A 15,909-nucleotide genomic window follows, 5' to 3' on the forward strand; every position below is an offset into this window, starting at 1 on the left:
AATTTCAATAGGTGATTTTTTCTTATAACTTTGGATGAGGTTTATTCATCACGTCCATGAATTTGTGCCGGCAGACTGGTCGCTTCAATTGCTGTGAATGCTTCCAAAATTTTGTAGTGATGTTTAGCTGCTTTTGGCACAATCCAAGAATTACCAGGCTCAAGTAAAAGTGTCTGACCTTCTATGTGTAATTCAGCACGTCCTTCGATTACATAACCGACCTTTTCCTACTTACGTTGCGCTTCTGGTTTGGCTTCGCCTGGTTGCTCGCTTTCCCAAAGACGCATTGAAACACTTTTGCCTGAGGCAAGATATTTTTGCCCCATTTCCCCTTCTGGAGAATAAGCGGAGTCTACTTTTTTCACACTGGTATCAGCCGTCATCATCTCCCTGTTTTTAAAATGTGTCGATTAACACTAAATCTTGAAACATTCAGAGTCGGCAGTAGTGTGGCCTCCGGGCAAAGCATTCGGATAATCTTTAGTTTGTTCGCTTACTGATCGCCCAAATGCTTTGCCCCTACAGTTTATGCGGTTGTATAATCTGAATCCATCCAGCAGCGCGGCAGGCTTTCTCCGGAGGGGAAAATCAATTGACTCTTCTTAAATGAAGCTGTGCTTTGCTCTTCTTGTCCATCTTGATCGCGTCCTTGGATCTCCTGTTGAGTCGGCTTAAACAGCGCTTCAACATCTTCAATTTTAATTAAGCTGCCCGTTTCTTTGTCTTTCAAAAACATGGTTTCTCCTTATTTTGTGAGTGAAAAAGATAAAATAAAGGCACGTCAACCTTTATTCTTTTGTGAGCCGGCACCCCCTCCCCGTGTTAAGAGAAATTTAACGCTTCTCTTAACACGGAGGTTTGTTTGGTGGCACATCCATAATTCCTGACACTTTAATGAGTGCCGGCAGCCGGTAATTTTGGCATCAGCCATCCAAAATTTAAAATCTGCATCTCTAACGAATTACGGCTTCAGAACGATTTTGATGCAGTTGTCTTTTTTATTGCAGAAAATCTCATAGCCGTGCGGGGCTTGGTCTATTGGCAGACGATGGGTAATCACAAACGATGGATCGATGTCGCCATTTTGAACGTGATCGAGTAACTTCTGCAAATACCGATGTACATGGGTCTGTCCGGTTTTCATGGTTAAGCCTTTGTTCATGAAGGCACCCATCGGCATCTTGTCTACAAAGCCGGTGTACACACCCGGAACCGATACAGTCCCGCCTTTGCGACAAGCCACAATCGCTTGACGTAATACATTAGGTCGATCAGTTTCTAAACGGACTGCTTGCTTCGCTTTGTCATAGAAGCCCTCTAAACCGAGTCCGTGCGCTTCCATGCCGACCGCATCCATTACCGAATCTGGCCCGCGCCCGCCGGTCATTTCTTTGAGGGCTTCCCCGACCTCAATTTCCTCATAGTTTAAGACTTCTGCCCCGCCGTCTTTGGCCATCTGGAGGCGTTCCGGAACGCGATCAATCGCAATCACTCGTCCCGCGCCTAGCATGAGGGCACTTCTAATCGCAAACTGCCCAACCGGCCCGCAACCCCAAATCGCAACGGTATCTCCAGGTTCGATGTCGCAGTTTTCTGCGGCCATGTAGCCGGTGGGGAAAATATCTGTGAGAAATAGGACTTGGTCATCTGTCAGTCCATCGGGAATCTTGAACAACCCGACATCCGCAAAGGGAACGCGGGCATACTCTGCCTGACCGCCGGCATACCCGCCGGTTAGGTGGGAGTAGCCGAACAGACCGGATGGGGAATGACCCAGCATTTTTTCCGCCATCCAAGCATTGGGATTGGAATTATCACATAATGACGATAAACTGCGGTTGCAAAAGAAGCAGTTACCGCAAGAAATGGTGAAGGGGACAACAACGCGATCACCAACAGCGAGGTGTTTGCCTTTGTCATGGATATTTCCATTCTTAAAAGCACTACCCAACTCAACAATTTCCCCCATGAATTCATGACCCAGGATGTCGCCTGGTTTCATAGTGGGGTTATAGCCGTTATAGAGGTGCAAATCAGAACCGCAGATTGCAGTTGATGTGATTTTGATAATCGCATCACGCGGATTAATGAGTTTGGGATCGGGAACTGTTTCAACTTTTATATTGTTTGTGCCTTCCCAGCAAACTGCTTTCATGGAATTATTTCTCCTAAATATAAATGAGGTTGGCAAATCGTAAGTTCGCAACAAGCAAGCACAAGCTCGTTTGGTCAGAAAAAGTTGTAGCTTGTGCTTCTTGTTAAGTTGATCTTTTTAAACTCGCACTAGCCGATTTGATAAACGGTGTATCCCGTTTATTTGCGGCCAGATGTTTGGCCTTCTGTGGTTGCGAGTTCGCCAGTTTCCATGACTTGTTTGAACCGGCCCAAATCGTCGGCAACTTGCTGCGCGGGTTCTTCCCCAAAAAGTTTGGCAAATGCGGCGGCTAGTCCGCCCCCTGGCGGGTTATATTCCAGCACGACTTTTACTTCGGTGCCGCGATTTGCCGGTGCCGGTGTGAAGCGCACAAACCCAGAGTTGTCTATGTCTGCACCTTCTACAGACGCCCAGGAAATCAATTCATTTTCTCGCTCATTGATAATTTCTGCATCCCATTCAACGCTGTTACCTAAAGGTGCGCTGGCAATCCAGTGTGAGCGCTTGTCACTACTAACAGTTACAGATTTGAGATGCTTCATAAAATGCGGCAGATTCTCAAAATTACGCCAGAAACGATACAGCTCATCTGCCGATCTATTAATCGTTACGGTTCTTTCTACTTTGATGCTTTGATTCATACCAATTGCTTCCTGCGCTTGCTGTACAGTGCTTTGTTTCGTTACACCTTGATAAATCAAACCGCTGCCAGCGACAGCCATCAAAGCACCTCTCAAAGAGCGTTCTTTTAATGCCATAAGGACTAAAGCCCCGCCGCCAATTAAGGACGCCCAGCGTTCTGTTTCGCCAGCTTCTGTTGGATTTTGTGGCTGGCTGCTTTCATTTGATATCTGTTCCATCGATCTCCTCCTTTTACTTCAATTTATCTAAATAAGTTGATTGAGCTGATTTTTATTAAATCCAATAATCCTTTAAAAACTTATCTGTACTAATTCCCTCAAAACTGGTTATACGCGGATAAGTTTTTGATTTTTGGAAATTTTAGAGACTGAAGCCAACAGTAACGCCAGCAAACTTAAAGCGAACACATCCTTAAGAAAAACAGGTAAAATAAGGTATTTAGATAACCGACTCAGACATTCTGAGCTATCAGTTACTAAAGACATACTTTAAGGGTTTATCTAACGAGTCGTCGTCTATCTGAAGAAATAAAACGATTAATTATTAGCAAATACGAGGAGTGCAGGCTGAACATTGAGGGGCTGTTTTGTGGTTATGGATACATCTATTCTGCAAAACGATTGGCAATTGCAAGAGTAGTTAAGCATTTTTATGAAAAATTGTCGTTTTCTAAGCTTTAGTCATCCCCACAACGACACAAGTTTTGTGCAAAAGGTATCAGTCTTTTGTTAGAGTATATTCTTAATGAATTTCCTAAAATTAACAGCGGAGATTTATTATTGGCTACAAGAAATAATCTGAGAGCCGATTGATGCTGATTCGCTTTTACTTTCTGCTATTTTTGTGCTTTTCAGTTAGACTTATCTTCTACTTCTTTAGACAGAGAAGAAAGTTTCATCCGACGACTTTCACGAGAAATCGGTACTAAGGCTGGGGCTTTATTGATAACATGGTTATTTTGAAAATTTTCAATTAATTTTGAAAATTCTGTAATTGTTGGGGCTTCAAATACACTCCGCAAAGGTAATTCTATTTCAAAGGCATCACGCACTCTAGAAATTAGCTGCGTTGCTAATAAGGAGTGACCTCCTAATTCAAAGAAATTATCGTGAATGCCTAGGCGTTTGAGTCCCAAAATTTCAGCCCAAATTTTTACCAACCTTTCCTCAACCGGCGTACGAGGCGCGACATAAGAACCGGATAGTTCTGGTTTAATGGGTTCAGGTGCCGGCAGTGCACGGCGATCCACTTTTCCGTTGGGTGTGATTGGCAGGGACTCTAACACGACAAATGCTGAGGGAACCATGTATTCAGGCAATTTTTCGGTTAAATAACTCTGTAATTGCGGTACTAATTTACGGGCAGCTTTTGCTTGCAGAGGATTGTTTGCATAAGAATGCAAATTACCTTTCTTTACCATCAAATCAGCATTATTTGTTCTGCCTTGGAAGCTCAAAGAAGTTCTTTGATTGTTTAGGACTTCTTTTCGGACAAAAATCGCGTCATAGCAATCATTACCACCGGCCTCTGACCAGCTAATATTAAGTACATAGGATAATTTCTCACTCATCCCATACAAATCTTCTGGTTCAACTCCAAACTCTTGAAATTCTTGCAAAGCTCTCTGCAATTGACTTGCTGTTTTAAGTTTTCCGCCTTCTGACAGCCATTCTGCGGTTTTAACGGCTGCCATAACTCGCGCATTCGGTATCCGAGTAATACTGATAGCTTCGGGTTTAGTGGCAGTTAATAACTGGTGAATTTTAGAGAGTGTCAAATTATCTTCAATCCAGTCTAGACACTTTACTTCATCCCTAGTTTTGTTAACCGTTGCTTTTTCAGTCTTAATATGAAGTATGACATTATAACGAAACTGAGTTAATTCATTATGATGCCGGCCTCGCATTAGCTGAATTTCGATATCGCTAATTTCTGGCAAATGTTCCTTTAATGCAGTAAAGAAACCTGGATCGATGACTAACTCAGTTTCTTGGAAAACTTGCATTTGCACTCGTTGTTGCAACTGTTCGCGGGTGAGAGAAGGTTCTGCCTGATAAAGCTGCACTGAGGCGTGAAAAGCTTCCAGTAAGGGAAGGCTACGCACATCTCCGATGAAGATAAACCCACCCGGTGCAGTTGCTTGCACGGCTCCTTTCAACACTTGCGCTAGATAGTCAATATTGGGGAAATATTGCACAACTGAGTTGAGAATGACTGTATCAAATGTTTCGGCTTCTATTCCGTTAAAATCTGTGGCTATTTTCTGAAGTAGCGTGACTTGTGGCATTTCTTGCTTTGCCACCTGCTGCTGAATATAATGGAGTGCCGGCGCAGAGAAATCTGTCCCACAATATTGTGTGCAATGAGGCGCAACTCTAAAGAGAACTAAACCTGTGCCGCAACCAATTTCTAATACTCGTTTCGGTTGCAAAGCTAAAATTTGCGCGACTTGATTATTAACCCATTCACGCACGTGTTCTGCTGGAATCGGTTGGTCAGTATAACTGCTATTCCATCCGATAATATTGAAGGTTGGATCTGCCTCGGCTGCCGGTTGCTGATAAGTTTCGTCGTAAAGCATTTGCCACTGCAAAACCTGTTCATCTTGCAATTGCACCGGCTCTATAGACTCCGGCTGTTCCTTGCCTTCAGCATTGAGCGTAAGATAAGCAACTAAACGTTTTTCGCCGGCAGCATCCTCTCGCTCAACAGCCACTGTTTGCAATACGGCTGGATGCTGATTTAATACTGACTCAATTTCTCCCAATTCAATGCGAAAACCGCGAATTTTTATTTGATCGTCACTACGTCCTAAAAATTCAAGGTTTCCATCACCTCGATAGCGAACTAAATCCCCGGTTTTATAAAGTCTTGATCCCGGTTTATCACTAAAAGGATTCGGAATAAATCTCTCTGCGGTTAAATCAGGTCGGTTAAAATATCCTCGCGCTAATCCATCACCGCTAATATATAATTCCCCAGAAATTCCAATGGCTGCCGGCTGTAGATTGCTATCCAAAACGTAAACTTTAGTGTTGGCAATCGGACGACCAATCGGCGGCCCTAAATCCGCTTGATTTTCAATAGTAATCTGACCGGAAGTTGTGACTACTGTATTCTCAGCCGGCCCGTAATTATTCACGACCTGAAAAGGATATGAATTTAAAGGATATTCATGAAGTTTATCGCCGCCGGTGAGTAATAATCTTAATTGAGCATCTTTTGGCCATTCTATCTGCAAAACTTTCTCTGCCAGAGGAGTTGGTAAAAAGCTAATCGTAATTGCTTTTAACACTAACCAATCTCGCAATTTTTCCGGCGAGAGTCGAGTTTCATCTTCTGGGAAATAAATGCTCGCGCCGGCAGTCAAATAAGGCCAAATTTCCCACACGCAAGCATCAAAGGCAACACCGGCAATTTGTGTCACTCGATCAAGCGGTGAAACGCTAAAGGCTTGCTGATGCCAAAAGACGAGATTTAATAAGCCGCTGTGTTGAATTTGAACACCTTTTGGCTTGCCAGTTGAGCCAGAAGTGTAAATCACATAAGCCAGGTTGCCGGCGGTAACGCTGCTAATAGGATTATCTTCACTTTCTTGGGCAATTTTCTCCCAATCCTGATCCAAGCAAATGATACACGATAAGTCTATAGATGCAAACTTTTCCTTCTCTACCCAATCAGAAGCAGTCAAGACAATCGGCACTTGAGCATCTTTTAGAATAAAATTCAACCGCTCAGAGGGATAAGTGGGATCTAAAGGTAGATAAGCGGCACCGGCTTTGAGGATGCCTAACATTCCCACAATTATTTCTATCGAACGCTCAACACAAATTCCGATTAAATCTTCTGCTTCAAAACCCTGCTTTTTCAAGTAATGGGCTAATTGGTTGCTGAGTGTGTTGAGCTGTCGGTAAGTGTATTTTTTATCTTCCAAAACAAGTGCGATAGCATCTGGGGTGCGTTCTACTTGCGCTTCAAATAATTGATGGACGCACAATTTTTTAGGATAATTTGCTTCAGTGTTGTTCCACTCTACTAATAGCTGATCTAACTCAGATTCACTTAAAATCGGTAAGTCTGAGATTGGTTGTTCTGGATTACCAACAATGCCTTCTAAAAGTGTTTGAAAATGCCCCAGCATCCGTTCGATTGTCGCGTGATCAAATAAATCGGTACTGTAAACAACTAACCCGCTGATTCCGTCTGAGCGATCCACCCACAAGTCATTACCGGCAGACTGTTGCCACAGGTGAAACTCTAGATCAAAGCGAGTTGTACCGCTATCAAATTGCTGCGGCCTTAATATTAATCCAGGCAGCTCTAATGCTTCTACAGGTGCATTTTGCAGCGCAAAAACTACTTGAAACAAGGGATTTTGGTTCAAATTGCGCTCTGGATGCAACTCCTCTACCAGCTTCTCAAAAGGCAAGTCTTGATGGGCATAAGCGCCTAGGGCAACCTCTCGAACTCGGCTCAACAATTCCTGAAAGGTTGGGTTTCCCGAAAAGTCAGCACGCAGCACCAAACTATTAACAAAAAAACCAATTAACGGTTCTATATCACTACGGTTACGATTAGCAATGGGTGAACCCACTGCAATATCTTCAGCGCCGGTGTAGCGGTAGAGCAAAGTCTGAAATGCCGCTAATAAAGTCATGAATAAAGTCGCCCCTTCCTCCTGACTCAAAGCTTCTAGCGCTTCGCTCAAAGGTTTGGGTAAGCTGAGAGTTTGCGTTGCCCCTCGATAAGTTTGAATAGCAGGTCTCGGTCTGCTTGCCGACAAATTTAATATAGAAATATCGGATAATTGTTTTTGCCAATAAGCTAACTGAGTTTCTAACACTTTCCCTGGCAACCATTCACGCTGCCAAAGAGCAAAATCTGCATATTGAATGGGTAGCGCCGGCAGCGGAGAAGGCTTGCCGGTGACAAACGCGGCATAAAGCGCCCCCACCTCTCGAATTAACACGCCAATTGACCAACCATCAGAGACTATGTGGTGTAAATTCAGCAGCAGAACGTGCTCCGTCTCACCGAATTGCAACAACTTCACGCGCAGCAAAGGGCCATTTGTCAGATCGAAAGGACAGTGAGCTTCCTCAGTGGCGACACGACGTGCTTCGGTTTCCCGTTTCTGTGCCGGCACTTCTCGTAAATTTATAACAGGTATCGATAGTATTAAACTGGGGGAAATTTTTTGTACCGGCTGTCCATCTACTAACTGAAATGTGGTGCGTAAAGCTTCATGCCGGCGTACAATTTCGTTAAAAGTTTGCTCTAAAGCTGTTAAATTTAGCGTGCCGGTTAGACGAAATGCTGTAGGAACATTATAGAAAGCACTCCCTGGAACTAATTGGTCAAGAAACCACAGGCGTTGCTGAGCAAAAGAAAGCGGAAAATTTTTGTCATCCGCTCTAGAAACAGGGCTTATAGAAGTCGCATTTATATTAATATTAGCTTGGCGTAAAAATGAAATAATTTCTGCTTTGCGCTCAGCTAGCTGTGCCCGAATTTCTGGCGTTAGAGTTCCTTCCGGAGCATTACAGCGCAAACGATCTCCATCCACAAAAACCTGAATATCCAAGCTCCGAAGCTCTGATAGAAACTCAACAATATTCAAAATTACACCTCTGTTAGCTTATTCATCAAAGCCATCGCTCTTATCCTAAACCACCGAAAAGAAAGAGAGAAATTATTTGTGTATGTCTTCCGTATGCTGGGCTATCATCAATAGATATTAACATTAAATACTCAGTGCCAATTGACCTAAACCCTTCAACACACTCAAAACATCATACAAATCATTTCCCGGATTGAAAAGAGAAAACATTCTAGACATTGCATACTGCGGAGCCTGCCCTTTGACTAATTTAATAGATAGGAAATTTGCCCCATTTGTAACCAGCCCAAAGGTAGATTTACCCGATTGAGGATTTGCCAGCATATAACCAAGTAACTGCGCTATCCCTGTTTCTACAGAGAAAGCGGCTTGTTTAGATTCAATGACCAGAATCCAAATCTGTTCCAATAAAGTTAATACATCCATCTGTCCTTTGTAGCTCACTCCTTCATCTTCAAGAGAAATCTCCACAGACTTTTCTGACGTGATATGAAAGGGAGGTAGATAGAAGCCGGCTAAGTCTAACTGGGGAGAAAGCACCACCATTTTGACAGTATTTTCCAGCAGGGGCGGGTAATAAAGTAAATTAGTATAACTTGCCTTAACTCGGTCAAGCTGCTGCTTTTCTAACTCGGTAATTTCTGGCAAGTTATCTTGCCACTCTCGGAAAAATTGCTCATTTTCAATTAGCTGCAATCCAAATTTAGTTTTTAAGTCATGCAGGGTGACGTTTTTAATTGGAATTGTTTGAACCATAAGTTTTGTTGGTAAAAACAGGGAACTAGGACTTGGGAATTGAAAATGACCACTGACTCAGCTTTCCTGGCTCATCCTTTAGGAGGACTTGTGGAGGCTAGCACTTGCTATTGAATTGAGTGTGGTCTAATTTCTAGTATGACGTTGAAAGACAACGCTGTGAACATCCTATCGTAAGGTTTAAGCTCATGCTATTTATGCCTCTCAATATCCCGTTAATATGGCTGGTTGGACTGCTGTCCACCGGCATACTTGGCGGAGGAATCTACATTCTCTATGAGTGGTATGAAGGTGAACTGGTGGGAATGTCCTACTTATTGAGCGGACTGGCGATGGTTTTGTGGTCTTTTGGCGGTCGTTTTATTAGTTTGCCACTGTTACGCCGGCCTGGAAATGATGAACCTAAGCGAATGCGTTCTGAGACTGTAAAACGTGTGCAGAGACCTGATGGGAGTGTGCTTCAAGTAGAGTTTTATGGCCCTGAAGATGGTCAACCAATTATCCTGTCACACGGTTGGGGTCCTAACAGTAACGTCTGGTACTATGCCAAGCGACAATTGAGCAAACACTTCCGAGTCATTGTTTGGGATATGCCGGGTTTAGGAAAATCAACTAGGCCGAAAAATAAGGACTATTCGGTGGAAAAATTTGCTGGAGATTTGGAAGCTGTTGTTGCCATTGCAGGAGATAAGCCGGCGATTTTACTTGGACACAGCATGGGTGGCATGGTTGCCTTAACATTTTGCCGGCTGTTTCCTGAACTCTTGGGAAAAAGAGTTGCCGGTTTAATTTTGGTTGATACCACTTATACTAATCCCATCAAAACTTCTATTTTGAGCCGGTTGTTACGCAAGTTGCAAAAGCCAGTTTTAGAACCGTTGCTCTACCTTGCTATTTTGATATCACCTATTTTTTGGTTAATGACTTGGCTGAGTTATCTCAACGGAACGCTTTATATTAGTGTAGAAATATCTGGATTCACCGGCACTGAAACACGCGGTCAACTCGATTTTTCTGCTTTATTATCTGCCTTCGCTTCGCCCGCTGTTCTCGCTCGTGGTACGTTGGGAATGTTCAACTACGATGAAACCCAAACGCTGCCAACCATTAACGTGCCGGTGTTACTTGTTTGCGGCGCATCAGATATTGCTACGACTCCCCCAGCAAGCGTCCGCATGAACGCGGAATTACCTCAATCTGAACTCGTCATTTTAAAGCCGGCTGGCCACATGAGTTTGATGGAGCAAAATTCACAGTTTTCTGAAGCGGTTAGTGCCTTTTGTGATACCCGCTTGTAATTCTAATTTTAAATAAGCCATCATAATGATTTGTAGGTTAGATTCCAGCCTCAACCCAACCTACAAATCATATTTTAAAATTCGATTTCTTCTCGCTCATTTATCCCAGATTGGGTTAAATTCAAACCTTTTGCTGCCCAACAGACTGTTTCAATATACTTAGCAAGATGCGCCACAGTTGGGGCCTCAAATAAATTGCGTAACGGCAATTCTACTTCAAAAGCGTCCCGCACTCGGGAGACTAGCTGAGTTGCCAGTAGAGAATGACCTCCTAATTCAAAGAAATTGTCGTGAATACTCACTTGTTTTAATCCTAGAATTTCGGCCCAAATGCCGGCTAATACTTCTTCAGCAGCAGTGCTAGGTGCAACATAATTTTCGTTAATGTTTTCAAGGATATCTATCACCGACAGGCGACGACGATCTATTTTCCCGTTGAATGTGAGGGGTAAAGACTCCAGTACCACAAAAGCTGAAGGCACCATATATTCTGGCAAATTTTCAGCTAAGAATTGACGCAGAGTAGAGATGAGGGATGAGGGATGAGAAATGAGAGATGAGTTAGAAGGAACAATGTAAGCCACGATGCGCTTGTTAGCAGAGATATCTTCTTTCGCAATTGCAACTATTTGTTTAATCGCTGGATGTTGACTGAGGGTTGCTTCAATTTCTCCCAATTCTATGCGGAAACCCCGAATTTTTACTTGTTCATCAATTCGACCTAAAAATTCAATATTGCCGTCGGGTAAATAGCGAGCTAAATCACCTGTTTTATAAACCCGGCTTGAAGAGTTAAGCGATGAAATTATCCCTCTCTCCTTCTCGTCCCCAAAGGGATTCGGAATAAATCGCTCAGCCGTTAAATCGGGCCGGTTGAGGTAGCCTCGTGCCAATCTTTCACCACTAATATACAGTTCGCCGGCAACGCCAATGGGTGCCGGTTGTAGCTGTTGATCTAGCAGATAAATTTGCGTATCCGTAACAGGGCGACCAATGGGAATAGATGTAGCCGATTCTGGGATATCTCCTATGCAGTAAAAAGAAGAAAACGTAGTATTTTCTGTTGGCCCATACAGATGAATCAGTTGTTGCGGCGCACCTTTTTTAAGCACCTCTCGCACCCATTGCAGATCGGCCATTTCACCGCCAAATAGCAAATATATTAACTTATTGAAGGCTTGCGGAACAACGCTTGCCATTTGATTAAATAAAGCGGTCGTTAAAAACAAAATACTGATGTCATTATTTCTCAGTTGTCTTGCAAAGTTCTGAGGTGAAAGGATAACATTTCTATTAATTAGAACAAGCTGAGCGCCATGAAGTAATGCGCCCCAAATCTCAAAAGCTGCGGCATCAAAAGAAGTATTGGAGACTTGAGCAATTTTATCTGTCGGTTCTATTTTAATATAGTTTGGGTTTAAGAACGTCCTGACAGCAGCTTTATGGGAAATCGCAACTCCCTTCGGTTTTCCTGTAGAACCCGACGTGTAGATGACATAAGCTAAATTTTCTTCGTTTATGCTGTTTTTAAGATTTTCCCCGCTTTCTCGGTTAATAACTTCTTCATCTTTATCTAAGCAAACAAATTTTGTGTTTCCATAATCAATCTCTAATAATGAATGAGTGATTACTAAGGATACTTGAGCGTCTTCTAACATAAAACTCAAGCGTTCGCGAGGATAACTGGGATCTAAAGATAGATAAGCCCCACCGGCTTTCAAAATTGCCAGCATTGCCACGATGAGGCCGGCAGAAGGTTCTAGACAGATGCCGGTGACCACTTCCGAACCAACGCCCAATTTTTGCAAGTAGTGGGCCAGTTTGTTGCTGCGAATGTTTAATTCGCCGTAGGTGAGTTTTTCGTCCTCAAAAATAACTGCTAATTTATCTGGATTTTGCTCAACTTGTGCTTCAAATAGCTGAGGAATACTACCCTTTTGCTTAGAAATATAATTTTGATTATTTATTAAATTATTGTTGAACTCTACCAAAATTTGATGCTGTTCTAGATCGCTTAAAATTGATAAATCACCAATACGCTGATCGGGATTGGCAACAATATTTTTTAATAGTATGCTGAAATGCTCGATCATTCGGCTAATGGTAGCTTGATCGAATAAATCAGTGTTGTACACTACTATGCCTCTAAATCCTTCAGAATTCTGCCACTGCTCCCCATAAATGCTTCTAAAATCTGATGAGGATTTCCACAGATGAAGTTCCAAATCAAAGCGCGTTGTTTGAGTTTCGATATTAACCGAACTTACCGCTAAACCGGGTAACTGTAGCCCTTCCATTGGGGCATTTTGGAGAGCAAACACAACTTGAAACAGGGGATGCCGGCTCAAATTTCGCTCTGGATGCAGTTCTTCAACTAGCTTTTCAAAAGGCAAATCTTGGTGGGCATAGGCTCCTAGAGTTACCTCGCGCACTCTGGCGAGTAATTCTCGAAATGTAGGATTTCCTGATAGATCGGTACGCAACACTAAAGTATTGATAAAAAAACCAATGAGTTTTTCTATTTCGCTGCGATTGCGATTAGCGATGGGTGAACCAATTGCAATATCTTCTTGGTAGGTGTGGCGGTAAATTAGCGTCTGAAAAGCTGCCAAAAGAGTCATAAATAGGGTGACTTCTTCGTGCTGTGAAAGTTTTTCTAGTGACTCACTCAGCTCTTTTGAAATCTCCAAATATTGAGTAGCTCCCCGGTAAGTTTGGGTAGCCGGCCTTGGTCGATCAACCGGCAGGTTTAATACCTCGATGCCGGCTAATTGTTGCCGCCAGTAAGCCAACTGGGTTTCTAACACGTCTCCTTGCAACCATTCGCGCTGCCATTCTGCAAAGTCGGCATACTGCAACGGTAACGCCGGCATCAATGCAGGCCGGTTTTCAGCAAACGCTGTGTAAAATATTCCTAATTCCCGAATCAGCACCCCGATAGACCAATCATCGGCGACAATATGGTGCATATTCAGCAATAAAATATGTTCCCTCTCGTCTAGCCGCAGCAGTGTCACTCGCAACAATGGCCCTTGAGACAGATTGAAAGGACGCTCACATTCTGCTGTAATTAATCGCTTTGCTTCCGCCTCTCGTTCTGTTGTCGGCAATTGTTGCAAATCTAACACTGGCACAGCTACATTTAAGCTCGGTGCAATCGCTTGGAAGGGTTGCCCCTCTACGATTACAAATGCCGTGCGTAAGACTTCATGCCGGCGTACAATTTCGTTCAACGTCCGCTCTAGTGCCGTTAAATTTAGCGTGCCGGTTAAGCGAATCACGGTTGGCACATTATAGGCAGCAGTTCCGGGAATTAATTGGTCAAAGAACCAAAGTCGCTGTTGTGAGAAAGAGGCTGGAAAGATAAAAACTTCCTCTTCAGGAAGATTGACTTTTGTCTTTGCATCTGCAATAAAATTTTTAGAAATGTCCGGCATTATTTTTATTTCGTTTCACTGCTTTCTTGTCAAAAATTGTAGTGGTATAACTGTAATTTTTCAAAGCAATTGAATTCAAATTCTCAAGCCAGTGAAACAACACCAAGCACAGCAGTTGAGATAATGTAATGTAAAAGGCGGTCAGTGACTCGCACTAACCGCCAACGACAGAATATTCAAACCGGACTGATAGACATTTCCTAGTTCATAAGATCGGAAAAATGTACTTCCCACGCAAGATTGATTTTTTGAGGTGAGGGAGGGAGAGATAAGCGTTAGTCTGAAAAGAAATTTCTCTCGCTGGCATTTGCCGTAACTTTGCTTTGCCGGCACCGCAATCTATGCTCTATATCAACTACCCTAAAACACCATAATTAATTTCTCTCCCTCTTTCTGCCTCAATTCTCATTAAAAATTATCAGCAGAACTTGATATTAGTGCGGCTTCTTGCTCAAAGCGTGCCAAGTGCGAGAACCCACGATTCCATCAGCGAGCAAACCACTGTACTTTTGGAAAGCGCGCACCGCTTCTTCAGTTTTTAGCCCAAAGTTACCGTCAAGATTTCCGACATAAAAACCGGCAATGTGGAGAACCCGTTGCAGTGTGAAAACTGACTGTCCTAGGCTGCCTCTTTGCAACACCGGCATATTGACAGGCGCACCGCTATAAAGCGCTTGCCAAGTCACTGCCCCAACGATGCCATCTTCTTTCAGGAAAACACGGTGCTGGAAAGCTTTAACTGCTGTTTCCACCGGCAGATCAAAAATTCCATCTAGGCTATCAGTATAAATTTCCCAATGCCCTAGTAGTTTTTGTAATTCTACGACTGCTGTTCCTTTAGAACCGCGCTGAAGAACTGGCTTGGTAGTTTTAGCTTGAGTTGTAGCGGTAGAGGTTGCTTTCGGATTAATTGGAGTTTGCATTTGAGTTTCCTTGAATGTGTGTTCTTACCTTTTCAAGATACTCTGGGTTTCGCAGGGCCGGCTTCACCACATTGGCTCATCCAATGGGGTGATCTTGATCATAAATGCGTAGATTATTGAAATAAATTTAGATACTTCAGTTTCAACAAATTTAAGTTGCTGCTGCCATCACCCCAATGGGTGAATCCACAGGATGAGGTGCATTCGTATTTGCTGATTATCTTTCGATAAAAGGCGAATTTTATGAATAAATTATATTTCTGTAGCGTTCCCAAGCAGGAGCCTGGGAACTGAAAAAAGTTAACCCTGATTTCAAACAATGCCGGCACGAAGCGCCACCACAGCCGCCTGAACTCGATCATCGACCGCTAATTTGTTCATAATGCCACGGACGTGAGTTTTGACTGTGTTGGGACTGAGGTAAAGGTGAGTGGCAATTTCTGGATTGGTCAACCCTTCTACCATCAATTTCAGCACTTCTAACTCTCGTTGCGATAGCTGAGCGAAGTTGCCAGCGGGTGTTGGCGGTTTGAGATGATCGATGACTTTGCGAGCAATTTGGGGATCTAAATAGGTTGCTCCCTCATAAGCCGCTTCAATTGCCGTAAGGAGTCGGTCAACACTGGCTCCTTTAATACAATAAGCGTCTGCACCACTAGAAAGCGCTGCAATAATTTCTGTTTCTGTAGTGTGGGAAGTCAGCATAACCACTCGTACATTGGGAAGTGCTTCCTTAATTTTTTGAGTGGCGGCAATGCCATCAAGACGTGGCAAACCAATATCCATCACCACCACATCTGGCTGGAGTTCGAGTGCGGCTGCTACGCCTAAATAACCATCTTCAGCCTGTCCTACGATAGTGAGTTGGGGGTAAGCGGCTAAGGACTGCTCTAAACCCAGCTGCATCATGGGATCATCTTCGACAATCAAAACTCTTAGGACTAGAGTTTCAAGGGGAAGTTTCAGGGGAAATACAGTTTCGGGGGCCATAAGAATCGACAACAATTAAGGGTAAGACCGATAGCCAGATAAAAATAGGACTCGATGCTAACACAAGGAACAAACAAAGCAGTAGTGA

At 43.3% G+C, this 15,909-nt stretch carries 10 protein-coding genes and 1 pseudogene; 1 reads left to right on the forward strand and 10 read right to left on the reverse strand.

Annotation, left to right across the window (positions count from 1 at the left end):
- Positions 1–41: 41 nt before the first annotated feature.
- The 7 genes and pseudogenes from H6F56_RS26990 to H6F56_RS22930 all read right to left on the reverse strand — a co-directional run.
- A pseudogene (locus H6F56_RS26990) lies at positions 42–212 on the reverse strand (cupin domain-containing protein); the annotation flags it as partial.
- 15 nt (positions 213–227) lie between these two features.
- A complete protein-coding gene (locus H6F56_RS25975; RefSeq protein WP_199313201.1) occupies positions 228–386 on the reverse strand; it encodes a hypothetical protein in 159 nt (52 codons plus the stop codon).
- Between the two features lie 140 nt (positions 387–526).
- The gene (locus H6F56_RS22910) at positions 527–736 is read right to left on the reverse strand and encodes an acetyltransferase (protein WP_190673364.1); all 210 of its coding nucleotides are present in this window, start codon (positions 734–736) and stop codon (positions 527–529) included.
- Positions 737–961: 225 nt separating this feature from the next.
- Positions 962–2,155, reverse strand: coding sequence for a zinc-dependent alcohol dehydrogenase (locus tag H6F56_RS22915; protein WP_190673368.1), 1,194 nt, complete (start codon positions 2,153–2,155; stop codon positions 962–964).
- A gap of 158 nt (positions 2,156–2,313) precedes the next feature.
- Entirely contained in the window at positions 2,314–3,015 is a 702-nt protein-coding gene (locus H6F56_RS22920; RefSeq protein WP_190673372.1) for an SRPBCC family protein, read from the reverse strand.
- A 632-nt stretch (positions 3,016–3,647) separates the two neighbouring features.
- Positions 3,648–8,417 carry a non-ribosomal peptide synthetase gene (locus tag H6F56_RS22925; protein WP_190673375.1) on the reverse strand — a complete coding sequence of 1,590 codons (4,770 nt, stop codon included), beginning with the start codon at positions 8,415–8,417 and terminating at the stop codon, positions 3,648–3,650.
- Between the two features lie 123 nt (positions 8,418–8,540).
- The gene (locus H6F56_RS22930) at positions 8,541–9,173 is read right to left on the reverse strand and encodes a restriction endonuclease subunit R (RefSeq protein WP_190673378.1); all 633 of its coding nucleotides are present in this window, start codon (positions 9,171–9,173) and stop codon (positions 8,541–8,543) included.
- Positions 9,174–9,361: 188 nt separating this feature from the next.
- Between H6F56_RS22930 and H6F56_RS22935 the strand changes: the two genes are divergently transcribed.
- Positions 9,362–10,471: an alpha/beta fold hydrolase gene (locus H6F56_RS22935; RefSeq protein WP_190673381.1), complete on the forward strand. Its 1,110-nt coding sequence runs from the start codon at positions 9,362–9,364 to the stop codon at positions 10,469–10,471.
- Positions 10,472–10,545: 74 nt separating this feature from the next.
- Here H6F56_RS22935 and H6F56_RS22940 read toward each other — a convergent pair whose 3' ends face one another.
- From H6F56_RS22940 to H6F56_RS22950, 3 genes are all read right to left on the reverse strand, one after another.
- Positions 10,546–13,908, reverse strand: coding sequence for a non-ribosomal peptide synthetase (locus tag H6F56_RS22940; RefSeq protein ID WP_190673386.1), 3,363 nt, complete (start codon positions 13,906–13,908; stop codon positions 10,546–10,548).
- Between the two features lie 434 nt (positions 13,909–14,342).
- Complete coding sequence (locus tag H6F56_RS22945) at positions 14,343–14,831, reverse strand: peptidoglycan-binding domain-containing protein (RefSeq protein ID WP_190673389.1); 489 nt, start codon at positions 14,829–14,831, stop codon at positions 14,343–14,345.
- A gap of 312 nt (positions 14,832–15,143) precedes the next feature.
- Positions 15,144–15,821, reverse strand: coding sequence for a response regulator (locus H6F56_RS22950; protein ID WP_190673392.1), 678 nt, complete (start codon positions 15,819–15,821; stop codon positions 15,144–15,146).
- Positions 15,822–15,909 lie beyond the last annotated feature (88 nt).

The organism is Microcoleus sp. FACHB-672, from assembly GCF_014695725.1.
GTDB lineage: Bacteria > Cyanobacteriota > Cyanobacteriia > Cyanobacteriales > Oscillatoriaceae > FACHB-68.